Source organism: Enhygromyxa salina, assembly GCF_002994615.1.
Classification (GTDB): Bacteria; Myxococcota_A; Polyangia; order Nannocystales; family Nannocystaceae; genus Plesiocystis; species Plesiocystis salina_A.
In genome coordinates this window covers 1-16,522 of record NZ_PVNK01000077.1, presented here as the reverse complement: position 1 = coordinate 16,522, position 16,522 = coordinate 1, and the positions used below count along the sequence as shown (strand labels likewise).

The window sequence follows — 16,522 nt, the reverse complement described above, 5'->3', positions numbered from 1 at the left end:
CATGCAGCCCGAGCCCGACACCCAGGTCGTCCCGCCGCGTCGGCAGGATGACCCGCCAGCGCCCTCGCGGGCTGAGCCCGAGGCCGAGCCCCTGCTCCTGCGCAGGTGGGTCGGCCGCTACGAGCTGATCCACCGCATCGCGCACGGCGGAATGGCGACGGTGTACCTCGGCCGGGCCAAGGGCAAGGCCGGGTTCGAGAAGATCGTCGCGGTCAAGGTCATCCACCCGCACCTTGCGAGCGAGGCCGAGTTCGTCGGCATGTTCCTCGACGAAGCGCGGATCGCAGCGCGCATTCATCACCCCCACGTCGTCGAGATCCTCGATCTCGGTCAGAGCGACGGGGCCCACTACATGGTGATGGAGTTCATCGAGGGCGAGAACCTCGCCGCCCTCATCCGGGCCCTCGACGGGGAGCGGCTCCCGGTCCCCGTGGTCTTGCAGGTCATGGCCGACACCCTCGAGGGTCTCGCCGCCGCCCACGAGCTCCGCGACGCCGACGGTCACCCCTACGAGCTGGTCCACCGCGACGTCTCGCCCCACAACATCCTCATCAACCTCAACGGCTGGGCCAAGGTTGGCGACTTCGGGATCATGAAGGCCGCGGGCAAGGCGTCCAACACCAAGACCGGGGAGCTGCGCGGGAAGCTGGCCTACATGTCGCCCGAGCAAGCTCGAGGTGACGGCCGCGTCGACCACCGCACGGATCTCTTCGCCGTCGGCGTGATCACCTGGGAGCTGTTGACCGGCCGCCGCCTGTTCGCCTGCGCGACCGAGGCCGCGACCCTCGAGAAGGTCATCGCCTGCGAGGTCCCGGCGCTCGACGGCGCCCGGCCCGAGCTCGCCGAGCACCCCCGCCTCCGCGAGGGGCTCGACGACCTGCTCGCCCGGGCCCTGGCCGCCGATCCCGAGCGCCGCCACGCTGACGCGGGCGCGATGCTGAGCGACGTCAAGCGCCTGCTTCGGCTGGCCGACGAGCTGCCCCTCGAGGCCGACACGAGCGCCGCCCGCGGTGAGCCTCGCGGCTACCTCGGTCAGCAGATGCGTCGCTTCTTTCGCCGCCGCGTCGACTATGCCCGGGCCGCGCTGCGGCGGACCGGCGAGCACGACGCGCTGGTCGCGGACGCGCACGAGTGGTTGGTCGAGCCGACGAAGCAGGTCGCGCGACCGCCGACGGGCTCGAACCCGACCCTCGACGACCTGGCCATGACCCCCAGCGGCGGCCTCGCGCTCGGCACCTCTGGCTCCGATCCGGGCTGGCTGAGCGAGAGCTCGCGACCTGGGCTCGCGAGCGCCTCCGGCTCCACCTCCGCCTCCGCCTCCGGGGTCGACGGCGCGAAGCCGGGACTCGCCCAGTGGACGATGTGGCTGCTGCTCCCGATGCTCGGCGCGGGGCTCGCGGTCGCCGCCATGTTGGCGATCGGGCCCGAGCGCGGCGCGACGGCGACCCCGGACCCAAACCCGAGCCCGGGTGAGCGGCCGAGCGCGGCCGAGACCGACTCGACCCAGACCGAGCCCGACGCGGTCCCCCCGTCCAAGCGAGCGGCCCCGAACTCCCTGGCTGCGGCCGAGTACAAGCCCGTCCCCCAAAAACCCGCCGGGATGATCCGCTGGTGGTTCTCGACCACGCCGACGGGCGCGCAGGTGTTCATCGCCGGCGAGCCCCGGGGCCACACGCCAACCTTCGTGCACGTGCCGGTCGGCGAGGACCCCCTCGACATCCGCCTCGAGCTCGACGGCTACGAGCCCCACACGCTCCAGCTGCCCCCGGCCAACGATCAGAGCTTCTCGCCCCGGCTCCAGCCCGTCGCGCCCAAACCCTCGGCCAGCAAGTCCCTCAAGCGCCCGCGCAAGCTGACCAAGGGCAAAGCGCTCGCGCCCAAGCCCACCAGCCACGACGCGGGCGAGACCGATCCGGGCAAGAAGGGCTTCGTCCCGGTCCCCGACAGCCTCCGCGACTCCGGCGGCTGAGCCCCGCGCTCGGCGCGGCTCGCCGACGCCTGGGGACCGATTTAGTAAGCTGCGGACAGCGTGAGGCGTCACGACGAGGGAAAGGTGGGGGCTCGCCTCCGCCTCCGCCGCCGCGCAGCAGTGCGGGCGCGGGTGGGCACGAGCTCGCTCGCCCTGGTCGTGGGGCTCGTCTGCGGGCCGAGCACCCGCGCCGCCTCGCCACCCGACGCGTCGCCACCCGACGCGTCGCCACCGCTCGACCTCGACTGCGACCCCGAGCTCGAGGCCTGTGAACCTCCCGAGCCCGAGCCGCCCGAGCCGCGCACGGCCGTCGGGTGGTACGCGCGTGGCTACGAGCTCGGCAACGCGGGCGACTACGACACCGCGGCCGAGGCCTTCATGCGCTCTTATGCGCTGCAGCCGACATCCGAGGCCCTGTTCAACGCCGCGCTCGCCTACGAGAACGCGGGCGCGACGGTCCTCGCGATCGAGACCTACGAGCGCTTCTTGGCCGAGCCCGCCCGCAAAGAGGAGCTGGTCCTCGCGGCCGAGCGCTCGATCGAGGCCCTGGTCCGAGAGGTCGCCGTGCTCAAGGGGCTGCGCTACGCCGCGAGCCGGCCGCCCGTCGAGCTGCGCGTACAGGGCGAGCTCGTCGGGCTCGACGCCTTCCCCGTGATGGTGGCGCCCGGCGAGATCGAGATCGAGGTCGTCGACGCCGACGGCGTGCGGGCCCGGGAGACCTACGAGCTCTTCGCCGGCGAGGCCCTCGTCGTCGACCTCCGCGCCCTGTTGCCGCCCGAGCCCGGAGGCGCTCGAGCTCGCGCGGACCCAAGCCCGCCGCGCGCTCGTGCTGCGCAAGGTCACCTGGGCGGGCCTCGGCATGACCGGCGCCGCGGGGGTCGGCGCCTTGACCCTCGGCCTCCTCGCCAACGGTCAGCAGCGTCTGTTCAAGGAGGACAGCTGCTACCAGTTCGACGACGGCAGCTGCCCGCCGGACTTTGTGATCGGCAACCCGGACTTCCACGCTCGCGCCTACCAGCGCTACGCCCAGAGCGCCTACATCCTGACCGGAGTCAGCGTCGGGCTCGCGGTCACGACCCTCGCGATCGGCCTCGTGAGTCGCCGCTACGCTCGCCAGTCACGCCGCGCGGGCGGTCGCGCCAGGGTCCGCGTCACGCCCGGACTCGGCGGCCTGACCCTGCATTTTTAACCGCGACCGCGCGTTTGACCGCGACCGCGCGCGCGAGCGACTCAGCGATTGACGATCACGCTCGCGATCTCGACGATGAGCTCGAGGTCGACGGGCTCGGCGCGGTGGGCCAGGGCGATCAGCCGGGCGCGCTGGGACTGCTCGGCCGTGCTGGCCTGGGGCTCGCCGCTGATGTCGGGCAGCAGCTCGGAGACCGTGGACCCGAGCCCGTCCGCGATCCGGACCAGCGTCCGCAAGCCCGGGCTCTGGTAGCGACCGTTCTCGAGCCGGGAGATCATGTCGGTCGCAATGCCGGCCGCCTTCGCGGCCTCTTTTTGGGTCATGCCGCGGTGCTCACGAGCGAGACGCACGCGCTTGCCGAGCTCGGCCATGTAGCGCCGCTCCGCGGCCTCCCGATCGTTGCGAGGTCGAGTCCGAGACCGCTGCCTGTCGCCTTCTTCCACCGCGCCGGGACCATAGCAGCAGTCCCCGGGACCCGGCGGCCAATCAAGAAGAGAATTCCAGGCGCCGAACCTCGAGCACCCGGAGCCGGTCTCGCAGCTTCGCGGCCTCCTCGTAGCGCAGCTCCTTGGCCAGCGCGCGCATCTGCTCCTCGAGCTCGGCGATCCGCTCGCCGAGCTCGCCGGGCAGCAGATCTTCGTCGCTGGCGTGGTCGAGGCCGACGGGCATCTCGACCGCGCCCGCCCCCGCGCCCGCGCCCCGCTTGCCCCGAGCGCGGGCGGCACCTGGGGCGGGCTTGTCCTGCTCGATCGGCGTGATCTTGGCTCGGGTGCTGCGGGGCACGATCCCGTGCTCGGCGTTGTACGCGGACTGGATCGCCCGGCGCCGCTCGGTCTCCGCCAGCGCCGCCTTCATCGAGTCGGTGATCCGGTCGGCGTACATGATCACCCGGCCATTGAGGTTGCGAGCGGCGCGGCCGCAGGTCTGCATCAGGCTCCGCTCGGACCGCAAGAAGCCCTCCTTATCGGCGTCGAGGATCGCGACGAGCGAGACCTCGGGCAGGTCGAGGCCCTCACGCAAGAGGTTGATGCCGACGAGCACGTCGAACTCGCCGAGCCGGAGGTCGCGGATGATCTCGACCCGCTCGAGGGTGTCGACGTCCGAGTGCAGGTAGCGCACGCGGAGGCCGAGGTCGGCGTAGTACTCGGTCAGATCTTCGGCCATGCGCTTGGTCAGCGTGGTCACGAGCACCCGCTCGTCGCGATCGATCCGCGCCCGGATCTCGTCGAGCAGGTCGTCGACCTGGCCCGCGATCGGGCGAACCTCGATCGTCGGGTCGAGCAGCCCCGTGGGCCGAATGATCTGCTCGACGACGACGCCCTCGGTCTTGTCGAGCTCGTAGTCGCCCGGGGTCGCCGACACGTAGATCGCCTGCTTGATCCGCTGCTCGAACTCGTCGGCCTTGAGCGGGCGGTTGTCGAGCGCCGAGGGCAGGCGAAAGCCGTGCTCGACCAGGGTCGTCTTGCGCGCGCGGTCGCCCCGATACATCGCGCGGACCTGGGGGATCGTCGCGTGAGACTCGTCGACGACGAGGATGAAGTCGTCGGGGAAGTAGTCGAGCAGGGTCGGCGGCGGCTCGCCCGGGCCCCGGCCCGAGAGGTGGCGCGAGTAGTTCTCGATGCCCGAGCACCGGCCCATCTCCTCGAGCATCTCGAGGTCGAACATGCAGCGCTGCTCGAGGCGCTGGGCCTCGACGAGCTTCATGTCGTCGCGCAGCTGCGGCAGGCGCTCGCCGAGCTCGACCCTGATGCCCTCGATCGCCTCGCGCATCTTGCTGGCCGGCGTGACGTAGTGGCTGGCCGGGAACAGGGTCACGCGCTTCATCGCCCCGCGCGAGGTCCCGCGCAGCGGATCCATCTCGCGGATCGCCTCGACCTCGTCGCCAAAGAATTCGACGCGGACCGCGGTGTCGTCCTCGTAGGCCGGGAAGATCTCGACGACGTCGCCGCGGACGCGAAAGGTCCCGCGATGAAAGTCGACGTCGTTGCGCTCGTAGTGCATGGCCACGAGCCGCCGCAACAGCACGTCACGATCGAGCTCTTCGCCGACGGAGATCGGCGCGACCATGCCGTAGTAGGCCTCGGCCGAGCCGATGCCGAAGATGCACGAGACGCTCGCGACGATGATCACGTCGCGGCGCGAGAGCAGCGAGTAGGTCGCCGCGTGGCGCATGCGATCGATCTGCTCATTGATGTTCGAGTCCTTCTCGATGTACGTGTCCGTCGAGGCCACGTAGGCCTCGGGCTGGTAGTAGTCGTAGTAGGACACGAAGTACTCGACGGCGTTGTTCGGGAACAGGCCCTTGAATTCGCCGTAGAGCTGGGCCGCGAGGGTCTTGTTGTGGGCCAGGATCAGGGTCGGACGCTGGACCTTGGCGATCACGTTGGCGATCGTGAAGGTCTTGCCCGAGCCCGTGATCCCGAGCAGGACCTGCGCGGGGTCGCCGGCCTCGAGCCCGCTCGTGAGCTCGGCGATCGCCCCGGGCTGGCTCCCGCGCGGCTCGAATTCGCTGACCAGCGTGAACGGGCGATCCGCGGCGATCGTCGGGCGGACCGGGTTGTCGAGATCCCAGCCGAGCTCGGCCTCGTCGACGGTCCACGCTTGTTCGGCGGAGCTGGCGGTGCGGCGAGCCATGGCCGGACCATAGTGTGGCCTCAGGGCTCGCGCCAGCCACCGCGGGCGCGCTCCTCGAACACACCAAAGCGCAGGTCCACGGCCAGCTCGAACACCAGGAGCGGATCGGGGCCGAGGACCGCGAGGGCGTCGGCGCTCAGGCCCACGCGGCGGTTGCCGACCCGCGCGAACACACCGCCGCCGAACACGGCCCGGCGACGAAAGGCCAGGGTCTCGGCGGGGTCGACCACGCGCGCGCGGGTGTGGGCGGCGCCGACGTCGAGCCCGGCCGAGAACAGCCCCGACGACACGACCACCGACCCGAGCCCGAGGTGCGTCCGGGGCACGAACTCGAGCTGAGGATCGACGGGTGGGTAGAGCACCGGGCGGTAGTGGGCGCCGACTTCAAAGCCGACGCCCGAGGCGCCGCGCATCCGCCAGAACGCGATCGCGCCGACCGGCCAGACCTGCGGCGCGCGCTGACCCGGGAGCCAGTGAAGGGTCGCGCCGACGCTCACGTGGTCGAACAGGCCGACCCGCAGATCCAGGCGATAGATGTGCGGCGTGCCCCCGCCGGTGGTCAGCGCGATCACGCCGTGGTCGAGGAAGCGCGCGCTGCGTGGAAGCGGCCGCCGAAGATAGGCGCGCAGCGAGGCCCCCGGCGAGCTCGGCGAGCTCGGCGGGCTCGGCGAGCTCGTCGGGCTCGGCGAGCTCGTCGGGTCCGGCGAGCTCGAGCTCGTCGCGTCGCCCCGGTCCGGCTCCGAGCTACCCGGAGGTGGCCCCAAGATCAGGGCGAGCGCGACGAGTGCGTGCATGAGCTCGGGTCAACCGTGAGTAAGCCCCCTTCGAGCGCCGCGACGGCGCGAGCACAGGCGCAAAGAGGCTTTCGCTGCGTGGCATACTAGACCTCAATGGTGAAGAAAGCTCTATCCCGTACGGTGTACCTGGTCAGCGCCAAGCGCAGCCCCTTTGGAGCGTTCGGCGGCGCGTTCAAAGATCTCTCGGCGACGGATCTGCAGGTCGTCGCGGCCAAGGCCGCGATCGAGGCCGCGGCCGTCGACCCCGCGGCGATCGACCACGTCATCATCGGCAACGTCGCCCAGACCTCGGCCGACGCGATCTACATGGCCCGCCACGTCGGGCTTCGCTCGGGGGTCCCGATCCCCACGCCCGCGCTGACCGTCAATCGCCTGTGCGGTTCGGGCTTCCAGTCGGTCGTCAACGGCGCCCAGGAGATCCTGCTCGGCGACGCCGAGGTCGTCCTGACCGGCGGGACCGAGAGCATGAGCCAGGCACCCCACGCGACCCGGGGCCTGCGCTGGGGCACGCGCCTGGGCAAGAACCCCGAGCTCGAGGACACGCTGTGGAGCTCGCTGACCGACAGCTACGCCGGCTGCGCCATGGGCATGACCGCCGAGAAGCTCGCCGAGCAGTACGGCATCACCCGCGAGCAGTGCGACGCCTACGCCCTGCGCAGCCAGCAGGCCTGGGCGGCGGCCAAGGACGCCGGGCGCTTCGACGCCGAGCTCGCCCCGGTCACCGTCGAGGGCCGGCGCAAGACCGTCGTCGTCGACACCGACGAGCACCCGCGCCGCGACAGCAGCCTCGAGGGCCTCGCCAAGCTCCGCGCCTCGTTCAGCAAGACCGGCGTCGTCACGGCGGGCAACGCCTCGGGCATCTGCGACGGCGCGGGCGCGATCATGTTGGCCAGCGAGGACGCCGTCAAAACCCACGAGCTCCAGCCGCTCGCGCGCCTCGTCGGGTGGCACGTCGCCGGGGTCGACCCCAAGATCATGGGCATCGGCCCGGTCCCGGCGATCCGCGGGGCGCTCGAGCGCGCGGGCCTCGGGCTCTCGGATCTCGATCTGATCGAGATCAACGAGGCCTTCGCGCCCCAGTACCTCGCCTGCGAGAAGGAGCTCGAGCTCGACCGCGCCAAGGTCAACGTCGACGGCGGCGCGATCTCCCTCGGCCACCCGCTCGGGGCCTCGGGCGCGCGCATCACCGCCCACCTCGCCCACGAGCTGCGCCGCCGCGGGGGCAAGTACGCGGTCGGCTCGGCCTGCATCGGCGGCGGCCAGGGCATCGCCCTCGTGATCGAAGCCTGCTGAGCGACCAAGGAGCACCAACCATGTCCGAGCCAACCAGCCAAGCCGCGGGGGAGCCCCGCGCGAGCGACTTGATCTACGACTGGAACAGCCGCAACCGCCGCGGATCGCTGAGCCCGCTCGACAAGCGCAAGGTCACCTTCTTCGACGAGACCCTGCGCGACGGCATCCAGTCGCCCTCGGTCCGCGACCCCTCACTCGAGGAGAAGCGAGAGATCCTACGGCTCACGGCGGCGCTCGGGATCGACGCCGTCGACCTCGGGCTGCCGGGCGCGGGCCCCCGCGCGGTCGCAGACGTCACCGCGCTGATCGAGTTCGCCGAGCGCGAGAAGCTCGACATCGAGTACGCCTGCGCCGCCCGAACCCACGAGCGCGACATCAACGCCGTCGCCGACATCGCCGACAAGACCGGCCAGAAGATCTGGGTCTACGCGTTCCTCGGATCGAGCCCGATCCGGCTCTACACCGAGAACTGGGACGTCTCCTTGCTGCTCGACCGGACCCGCGCCGCCGCCGAGCTCTGCACCAAGCGTGGCCTCCCGATCTGCTTCGTCACCGAGGACACGACCCGGTCGACGCCGCAGGTGCTCGATCAGCTGTTTCGCTGCGCCGTCGAGTACGGCGTCCAGCGCCTGTGCCTGTGCGACACCGTCGGGCACGTCACCCCCAACGGCGTCCGCGACCTCGTCAGCTTCACCCGGCTCTTGCTCGAGACGATCCGGGCCGACCACGTCGGGATCGACTGGCACGGCCACAACGACCGCGGCCTCGGCGTGACCAACAACATCGTCGCGCTCGAGGCCGGCGCCGACCGCATCCACGGGACCGCGCTCGGGATCGGCGAGCGGGTCGGCAACGCGTCATTGGATCTGACCCTGATGAACCTCAAATTGCTCGGCGAGCTGCCCGAGCGCGACCTCAGCCAGCTCGTGCCATGGTGCGAGACCGTCTCGAAAGCCTGCGAGGTCCCGATCCACAAGCAGTACCCGCTCGTCGGCGAGGACGCGTTTCGAACCGCGACCGGCGTCCACGCGGCCGCGGTCATCAAGGCGATCAACAAGGGCGACGACGAGCTCGCCGACCGCATCTATAGCGGGGTCCCAGCCAATTGGTTTGGTCGGCAGCAGCGCATCGAGATCGGCTTCATGTCGGGCGAATCCAACGTCCGCTATTGGCTGCACAGCCGGGGCATCAGCGCCGACGAGGGCCTCGTGAAGCACCTGTTTGGGGTCGCCAAGGCCACCGATCACATCCTCAGCGACGACGAGGTCCACGCCGCGATCGAGAGCTACTCGTCGTCGGCGCGGGCGGACTGACTCAGCTCAGGAGCAAGAGCTGGATCCCGGCGAGCATCGCAAACGCGACCAGGATCAACAGCGTCAGGTGATGCTCGACGCTGCTGCGGCGGTCGAGCTCACGCCAGGGGACACTCGGCAGCGGCCCGGTACGCAAGGTTCGCTTGGCCCTCGCTACGGCCTGACTCACCCGAACCCCCGAGTCGCGTACAAAGGCCATGTATTTGGTTTGACCCGGGTCTTGGGCGCCGGCAAATTTTCGGCGCTTTTTGCTGTTGGTCCTTCGATTCCGATGACACGACCGCGACGTCGCTGTCGCAGTCGAGCAATATCAAAGTGGGCTTTGGATCAAAGTGGGCTTTGGAAGTGGGCTTTGGATCAATGACCGCTCACTCACCCGCGAAGGCCCGCGACAGCGCGAGGGCACGTTCACGGATCCGCTCCGGGCTCGGCCCCGTCAGCGCACCGATCACCGCGATCGCGGCGGCGCCCCGCCGGGCCAGGTCGAGCGCGTCGTCGAGCCCGATCCCGCCGATCGCCACGACCGGCACAGCCGAAGCTGCGCACGCGGCCTCGAGCCCGGCGAGACCGACGACCGGCTCGGGGTTGGCCTTGGTCCCGGTCGCGAACACCGGCCCAAAGCCGACGTAGTCCGGGTCGAGCTCGTCGCAGGTGGTCCGCAGCTGCGCGCAGCTGTGGGTCGAGATCCCCAACACCAACCCGGCCTCGCGTAGGCTCGCGCGCCGACGTCGGCGCTCGTCGGGCGTGCCACCGAGGCGGGCGAGGTCGGTCTGGCCCAGGTGCACGCCGGCGACCCCGAGCTCGCCGGCCTCGGCCAGCTCGAGCTCGTCATTGATGATCAGCGGGACCCCGCCAGCGTGACAGCGAAGCCCGAGCGCACGGACGACGACCGGATCGAGCGGCGCGTGCTTGGACCGAAGCTGAACGACGCTGGCCCCGCCCTCGATCATGGCGTCGACCACCACGATAGGATCGAGCCCGTCGCGGTGGGGCAGATCCACGATCGCGTACAGACCCCTAATTTGGATGCTCCCCATGGTTCAACGCCCCGCGCACAGGTCCCCGCGGGGAGTCAGACCCGTGGGGTTGCCGACGAACTGCGGCGGGATCGGTGGCGGCGTCGGGACCTCGGCGGCCGCGGGGGCTTCAGCTGCGTCGCCGGGTCCCCCACCCTCGCCTTCTTCCTCTTCCTCGTCGCCCCAATCGTCATCCCAGCCATCACCCGCGTTGGCGGGCTCGTCACCGGTCTCACCGCCGCCTCCTGCGTCCGCGTCGGACGGCGGATCCGCGGACAGCTCGCCACCGAGCGCGGGGTTGGGGACCTGCTTTTGAAAGCTGACGTTGATCACCAGCTCGCCCTTGCCCTTGGGCTTGGGCCGACGGATCTGGGTTTTGTGAGGCAGGATCTCGCCCTCGACCTCGTGGAGGGCGGTGTGGTCGATCGTCCACAGCCAGGTGGGCTCGCCGCCGCCGCCGGTCGCCCACAGCGTGGCCCCGGCGAAGCGCCAGCCCGCGTCGACCCACGCGAAGGCCAGCTCTTGCTCGTAGTCACCGTTGGCGATCCGCAGACGCTCGCGGCCGGCCTTGCGGTCCCACTTTCGGCCCAGCACCTGGTGGGGCTCGTCGATCAGCGGCGCGCCGCCGAGGACCATGTTGACGAAGGCCTCGGGCTCGAGGTCGACACCCAGCAAGGTCTCGACCGCGCAGCGCGAGGGCGGGCCCGAGTAGTAGCCCGGCTCGAGCGCGTCGCGGCCCTCGCGTCCGCCGACCCAGCGCAGCCCGTACTCGTCTTCGTTGACGACCAGCGTGACCAGCTCGTTGCCAGAGATCTGAATCGTCCCGCTGAAGCGGGCCGGGGCCTGGGCGACCAACATCAAGCTCGCGGCCGGGCCCGCGCCCTGGCGGACCTTGGCCCGCGGCACCTGGATCGCGCTCGAGGCTGGCGCGGTCGCGGCGAGCAGATCCGCGACCTCCGGCGCCTTGCCCGGCGGGTAGGGCGGCTCGACGCCCCGGCAGGACGCCGTCAGCGCGAGGCCGACGACCAGGGCAGACGCGAGGGTCACGCTACGCAGCGACACGGACCGGAGACTACGTCAAGGGTTTGCCGGGGTCACTCGGCCAGGACCCGGGGCCAGAAGTCCGGAGCCAGCCACCCGTCGTCCTCGGGGAAGCTCGGCGGCCGGCCGAGGTAGGGCAAGCTACCCAGACAGGGCACGCCGCTGCGCTGCTCGATGACCGTCCCGTTGTGCGAGCGCGACGCGTCGTCTCGGGGCAGGAGCTGGGTAAAGATGAAGCCGAGCGGCTCGAGCTCGCGCACGCGCAGCGACTCGACCGTGAGCAGGGTGTGGTTGATCGTCCCGAGCCCCGCGCGCGCGATGATCAGCGGCCGCGCCCGGAGCCCCTCGATCCAGTCGGGCAGCCAGCTGCCCCCGGGCATCGGCACGAGGAGCCCGCCCGCGCCCTCGATCAAGCTGAGCTGAGCCTCGTGGCGCTGCTCGAGCCGCGCGAGCGCCCACCGGGCCCGACCGAGCATCGCCTCGACATCGCTGACCGAGGCCCCCCGACCCACGAAAGGGTTGGGATCATCGGCCATGCCTGGCGCGATCGGCTGGGACCAGCGCAGGGGCGACAGCTCGTCGAGCTCGCCGCGGTCGAGGATCGACGACGCGAGCAGCCGCGCTCGGTCGCTGCTCGGTCCGGCCGGGCCCGACTCGGCCGGCTTGAAGGGGATCGCACGAAGCTGCGCTCGCGCGGCGGCGCGCAGCAGCGCACACGCGACAGTCGTCTTGCCCGCGTTGGTGTCGGTCCCGACCAAGAACACGCGCGAGGTCAAGCCGCACCTCGTCCCGGCGCCTGCTCGAGCAGCTGACACAGCTCCGCGGCGAAGCGCTCGACCGTCTCGGGCTCGTGCGCGGCGCTGATCGTGATCCGCAGCCGCGCGCCGTTCTCCGGGACCGTCGGCGGGCGGATCGCCTGGACGTGCCAGCCCCGCTCGAGCAGCGCGGCCGACAGCGCCAGCGCGCGGCGGTCGTCACCCACGAGCACCGGGAAGATCGGCGAGGCCCCGTCGGCGTCGACATGTCCACCGAGGCGCGCGCGGAACAGCTCGACGTTTCGCCACAGCCGCTCGCGTCGGCGCTCGCCCTCCGGCCCCGCCACGAGCTCGAGCGCGTGGTTGATCCGGGGCACCAGGACCGGCGACACAGCGGTGGTGAAGACGAAGCCTCGCGCGTGGCCACGGATCCACGCGCAGACCGTCGCCGAGGCACAGACGAAGGCCCCCGCGCACCCAAAGGCCTTGCCGAGCGGCGCCACGAGCACGCTCGGCCGATGACGGAGCGCGGCCGCGCGACCCCGCCCGCCAGCGTGGAGCCCGATCGCGTGGGCTTCGTCGAGATAGACGCACCCACCGCGGCCAAGGTGCGCGTCGAGCTGCTCGAGCCCCGGCCCGTCGCCGTCCATGGAGAACACCGACTCGACGAACCACCAGCTGGCTTCGCTGGCCTCGGGCGGCGACGCGAGGTGGTCGAGAATTCGGCGGGTCGCCGGGGCCAGACGCAGCCCGTCGATCAGGCTCGCGTGGTTGAGCGCGTCGCTATAGACGGTATCGCTCGGCCGCAGCAGCGACGCCGGGACCCCGACGTTGGCCTGAAAGCCGCTCGGAAACAGGATCGCGTCCTCGAAGCCAACGAAGCGGGCGAAGCTGCGCTCCACCTCCCGGTGAGCGTCCATCTCGCCGCAGACGAGGCGCGAAGACGCGGCTCCCGAGGGCGCGAGCGCAGCCCCAGCCGGCCCGGGCGGCCGGAGGTCTGCGAGACCGAGATAATCGTTGCTGCAAAAGCTCACCACCTCGGCGCCCCCGAGCGCATAGCGAAGCCCCCGGCGCCGGGTCGCCGCGGGACAGCGCCGCTCCCTCGACGCCTCGCGCTCCCCCTCGAGCGCAGCCTCGAGCCGCCGGTCGAGCTCGAGGTTGCCCCGAGCAGATAGAGGTAGGCGTCGAGTCACGAGCCTCGATCCAAGCGGCCCGACGCGATCGTGGCAAGATGCTCGCCGTGAGCGAGGCAGTACTGCGCGAGAGTTGCCGGGATCTGGGCCTGGAGATTACCACCCGCAAATTAGATAAGTTATTGATAATAAAGGATTTTATTCGATTCTATGGACGCTCGATGAACCTGACTGGGGCCCTTCGCGAGGACTCGGAGCTCGACGCCCATGTGATCGAGGCCCTGCAGGTCGTCGCCTTGGCCGAGCGTCTGAAGATCCGCGGGCGCTGGCTCGACGTTGGAAGCGGGGGCGGGTTTCCGGCCCTGGTCCTGGCTGCCTGGCTCGGAGATCTAAACCTCGTGCTCGTCGAGCCGCGCGAGAAGCGGGCAAGCGCGCTGGAGCTCGCCCTGGCGAAGATCGGTCGTCCGGATGCCCGGGTGATCCGTGGCCGGCTCGAGGGAAGCAAGTGGCGACCGATCGACGGCGCCGCGCTGGAGCCGGGCTTCGACGCCGCCAGCGCTCGAGCTGTGTTCTCGCCAGAGCGCTGGATCGCGGAGGTCACCCCTTGGATGAAGCCACGGGGCATGATCTGCCTGCATCTGAACGCTGGGGATTCTGTCCCGGAAGGGAGCGAGCTCGCGGGACGCGTGGATGGGGAGCGGTGGTCGGCTGTCGGAGTCTGGAGTGTTCCACGTGGAACAACTGGGTGAGTTTGTCTCTGTGGCGGGCTGGTGAGGGTGGTCTTGGGGGAGCTCGTGGTCGTTGGGGGGGCGGAGTCGTGGACGTCGGGTAGCGCGCACGGGCTGCAGGTGGTCCGATCGAGGACCGTCGCCTCTCCATCTGGGGTGCAGAGGGCTCTTGGGGGTCCGGCGCGGTTGTGATCGACTGCGCTTCGATGGGGCTTTTCGGGCGGCGATAGTCCTCGACCGGACCTCCTGCTGCCTTGTCGTGCGCTCATCGTGCGGCGAAGAATGGCTCCGCCTCGGTCTGGCGACGCTGCTCACGGTGCTGGACACCTCCTGGTCGTTGGGGGGGCGGAGTCGTGGACGTCGGGTAGCGCGCACGGGCTGCAGGTGGTCCGGTCGAGGACCGTCGCCTCTCCATCTGGGGTGCAGAGGGCTCTTGGTGCTTCGGCGGGGTTGTGGTCGGCGGCGCTTCGGTGGGGCTTTTCGGGCGGCGATAGTCCTCGACCGGACCTCCTGCTGCCTTGTCGTGCGCTCATCGTGCGGCGAAGAATGGCTCCGCCTCGGACTGGCGACGCTGGGCTCGGGGCGGCTCCTGGTCGTTGGGGGGATGGAGTCGTGGACGTCGGGCAGCGCGCACGGGCAGCAGGTGGTCCGATCGAGGACCGTCGCCTCTCCATCTGGGGTGCAGAGGGCTCTTGGTGCTGTGGCGGGGTTGTGGTCGGCGGCGCTTCGATGGGGCTTTTCGGGCGGCGATAGTCCTCGACCGGACCTCCTGCTGCCTTTTCGTGCGCTCAGGGTGCGGCGAAGAATTGCTCCGCCTCGGACTGGCGACGCCGGGTCATGGCGCGAGTTGGGGCTCGAAGTGGTTCGTGGGCTTCGATTGGGTCTCTTGGGTGCGCCTCACCGCTCGGCGACGAATGAGCCCGCGACGGGGAATGAGTCTGCGATGGAGGGGCAGTGCTTCCGGGGGTTCTGGGTGGGCACCTCGCGGTCGTTGGAGAACTGCGGCGAGGACGTCGGGCAGCGCGCACGGGCGGCAGGAGGTCCGCTCGAGGACCGTCGCCTCTCCATCTGGAGTGCAGAAGGCTCTTGGTGCTCCGGCGCGGTTGTAATCGGCTGGGCTTCGATGGGGCTTTTCGGGCGGCGATAGTCCTCGACCGGACCTCCTGCCGCCTTTGCGTGCGCTCATCGTTCGGCGAAGGATGGCCCCGCGGCGGACTGGCGACGCTGGTCACGGAGCTGGAGGCTCGAAGGCGTTGAGGGGCTTCCGCCTTTGCGTGGCTCATCGGCCGGCTGGCACTTCGGACTGCGAGCGCCAGCCGGCTGCTGGTGGTCGCCCATGGGTTCCAGATGTGTCGGACTTCAGAGTCCCTCAGGCCTCTCACCCCGGCCCGCAGTGTTCCACGTGGAACACCCTGCAGGGCCTCAGACTGCAGCCTCCCCGCCCCGCGCCCCCGGCGTTCCACGTGGAACACCTGGCAGGACCTCAGACTGCAGACCCCCTCACCGCGCCCCCCGGCGTTCCACGTGGAACACCTGGCAGGGCCTCGGACTGCAGAGGCTCTCACCTTCTCACCCCGGTCCTCGGTGTTCCACATGGAACCCCTGGCTAAAGCTAACGTCAGGCCCCGGTCTGAAGATCGCCCCGGGCCACAGTGTTCCACGTGGAACAACTGGCTGAAGCTAACGTCGGCGCCGGCCTCCAGACCCCTTCGCCCGGCTCCAGTGGCCCACGTGGACCACCCGGCTGAGGCCAACGTCGGGCCCCGGCCTCCAGACCCCTTCGCCCGCCCAGTGCTCCACGTGGTGGACCACCCGGCTGAGCCTACCGATTGAGCCCACATCGAACCGCAGCACCCAAGCCGAATCACGACAACCCTCGCCAGTCCGCCGCGGGGCAATCTTCCGCGGCACGATGAGCGCACGAAAAGGCCGCAGGAGGTCCGGTCGAGGACTATCGCCGCCCGAAAAGCACCATCGAGGCACCGCCGACCACAACCCAGCCGAAGTACCAAGAGCCCTCTGCACCCCAGATGGAGAGGCGACGGTCCTCGACCGGACCTCCTGCTGCCCGTGCGCGCTCCCCGACGACCTCGACTCCGCCCCACCAACGGCCGCGAACTCCCTCGCCAGCCAAACACGGGGCCATTCTTCGCCGAACGATGAGCGCACGAAAAGGCCGCAGGAGGTCCTGCGAGCTCCCCACCCTCGCCAGCCAACCGCGGGCCAATCTTCCGCGGCACGATGAGCGCACGAAAAGGCCGCAGGAGGTCCGGTTGAGGACTATCGCCGCCCGAAAAGCACCATCGAAGCGCCGCCGACCACAACCCCGCCACAGCACCAAGAGCCTTCTGCACTCCAGATGGCGAGGCGACGGTCCTCGACCGGACCTCCTGCTGCCCGTGCGCGCTCCCCGACGACCTCGACTCCGGCCCACCAACGACCGCGAGCTCCCCACCCTCGCCAGCCAACCGCGGGGCAATCCTCCGCGGCACGATGAGCGCACGAAAAGGCCGCAGGAGGTCCGGTCGAGGACTATCGCCGCCCGAAAAGCACCATCGAAGCGCCGCCGACCACAACCCCGCCACAGCACCAAGAGCCTTCTGCACTCCAGATGGCGAGGCGACGGTCCTCGACCGGACCTCCTGCTGCCCGTG

The 16,522-nt window shown here is 70.5% G+C and carries 13 protein-coding genes; 5 read left to right on the top strand and 8 right to left on the bottom strand.

Annotated elements, in window-relative coordinates; translation table 11 throughout:
• Position 1 precedes the first annotated feature (1 nt).
• The gene (locus ENSA5_RS07360) at positions 2-1,969 is read left to right on the top strand and encodes a serine/threonine-protein kinase (protein WP_106390922.1); all 1,968 of its coding nucleotides are present in this window, start codon (positions 2-4) and stop codon (positions 1,967-1,969) included.
• 826 nt (positions 1,970-2,795) lie between these two features.
• Positions 2,796-3,158, top strand: coding sequence for a hypothetical protein (locus tag ENSA5_RS07355; protein ID WP_106390921.1), 363 nt, complete (start codon positions 2,796-2,798; stop codon positions 3,156-3,158).
• Between the two features lie 41 nt (positions 3,159-3,199).
• Here ENSA5_RS07355 and ENSA5_RS07350 read toward each other — a convergent pair whose 3' ends face one another.
• From ENSA5_RS07350 to ENSA5_RS07340, 3 genes are read right to left on the bottom strand one after another with little or no spacing between them, the layout of a single operon-like run.
• Positions 3,200-3,601 carry a helix-turn-helix domain-containing protein gene (locus tag ENSA5_RS07350; protein WP_146155425.1) on the bottom strand — a complete coding sequence of 134 codons (402 nt, stop codon included), beginning with the start codon at positions 3,599-3,601 and terminating at the stop codon, positions 3,200-3,202.
• A gap of 43 nt (positions 3,602-3,644) precedes the next feature.
• Entirely contained in the window at positions 3,645-5,792 is a 2,148-nt protein-coding gene (uvrB, locus tag ENSA5_RS07345; RefSeq protein WP_106390919.1) for an excinuclease ABC subunit UvrB, read from the bottom strand.
• A 20-nt stretch (positions 5,793-5,812) separates the two neighbouring features.
• Positions 5,813-6,586: a hypothetical protein gene (locus ENSA5_RS07340; protein WP_181197478.1), complete on the bottom strand. Its 774-nt coding sequence runs from the start codon at positions 6,584-6,586 to the stop codon at positions 5,813-5,815.
• Positions 6,587-6,682: 96 nt separating this feature from the next.
• On the opposite strand from ENSA5_RS07340, the gene ENSA5_RS07330 reads away from it, so the two are divergent.
• Complete coding sequence (locus ENSA5_RS07330; protein ID WP_106390916.1) at positions 6,683-7,882, top strand: acetyl-CoA C-acetyltransferase; 1,200 nt, start codon at positions 6,683-6,685, stop codon at positions 7,880-7,882.
• A 20-nt stretch (positions 7,883-7,902) separates the two neighbouring features.
• Positions 7,903-9,195, top strand: a complete 1,293-nt coding sequence (locus tag ENSA5_RS07325; protein ID WP_106390915.1) for a LeuA family protein — start codon at positions 7,903-7,905, stop codon at positions 9,193-9,195.
• Position 9,196: 1 nt separating this feature from the next.
• Here the strand turns inward: ENSA5_RS07325 and ENSA5_RS35690 are convergent, their stop codons facing one another.
• From ENSA5_RS35690 to ENSA5_RS07305, 5 genes are all read right to left on the bottom strand, one after another.
• Positions 9,197-9,394, bottom strand: coding sequence for a hypothetical protein (locus ENSA5_RS35690; protein WP_146155423.1), 198 nt, complete (start codon positions 9,392-9,394; stop codon positions 9,197-9,199).
• A gap of 169 nt (positions 9,395-9,563) precedes the next feature.
• Positions 9,564-10,232, bottom strand: a complete 669-nt coding sequence (locus ENSA5_RS07320) for a thiamine phosphate synthase (RefSeq protein WP_106390914.1) — start codon at positions 10,230-10,232, stop codon at positions 9,564-9,566.
• Between the two features lie 3 nt (positions 10,233-10,235).
• A complete protein-coding gene (locus ENSA5_RS07315) occupies positions 10,236-11,273 on the bottom strand; it encodes a hypothetical protein (protein ID WP_146155422.1) in 1,038 nt (345 codons plus the stop codon).
• A 32-nt stretch (positions 11,274-11,305) separates the two neighbouring features.
• Positions 11,306-12,028 (bottom strand): dethiobiotin synthase, encoded by a 723-nt coding sequence (gene bioD / locus ENSA5_RS07310; RefSeq protein WP_181197477.1) that lies wholly within the window; start codon positions 12,026-12,028, stop codon positions 11,306-11,308.
• Positions 12,025-13,041 carry an aminotransferase class I/II-fold pyridoxal phosphate-dependent enzyme gene (locus ENSA5_RS07305; protein ID WP_258182775.1) on the bottom strand — a complete coding sequence of 339 codons (1,017 nt, stop codon included), beginning with the start codon at positions 13,039-13,041 and terminating at the stop codon, positions 12,025-12,027. The genes bioD and ENSA5_RS07305 overlap by 4 nt, the downstream gene beginning before the upstream one ends.
• A 197-nt stretch (positions 13,042-13,238) precedes the next feature.
• Here ENSA5_RS07305 and ENSA5_RS07300 point away from each other — a divergent pair, with 197 nt between their 5' ends.
• Positions 13,239-13,889, top strand: a complete 651-nt coding sequence (locus tag ENSA5_RS07300; RefSeq protein WP_106390910.1) for a 16S rRNA (guanine(527)-N(7))-methyltransferase RsmG — start codon at positions 13,239-13,241, stop codon at positions 13,887-13,889.
• Positions 13,890-16,522 lie beyond the last annotated feature (2,633 nt).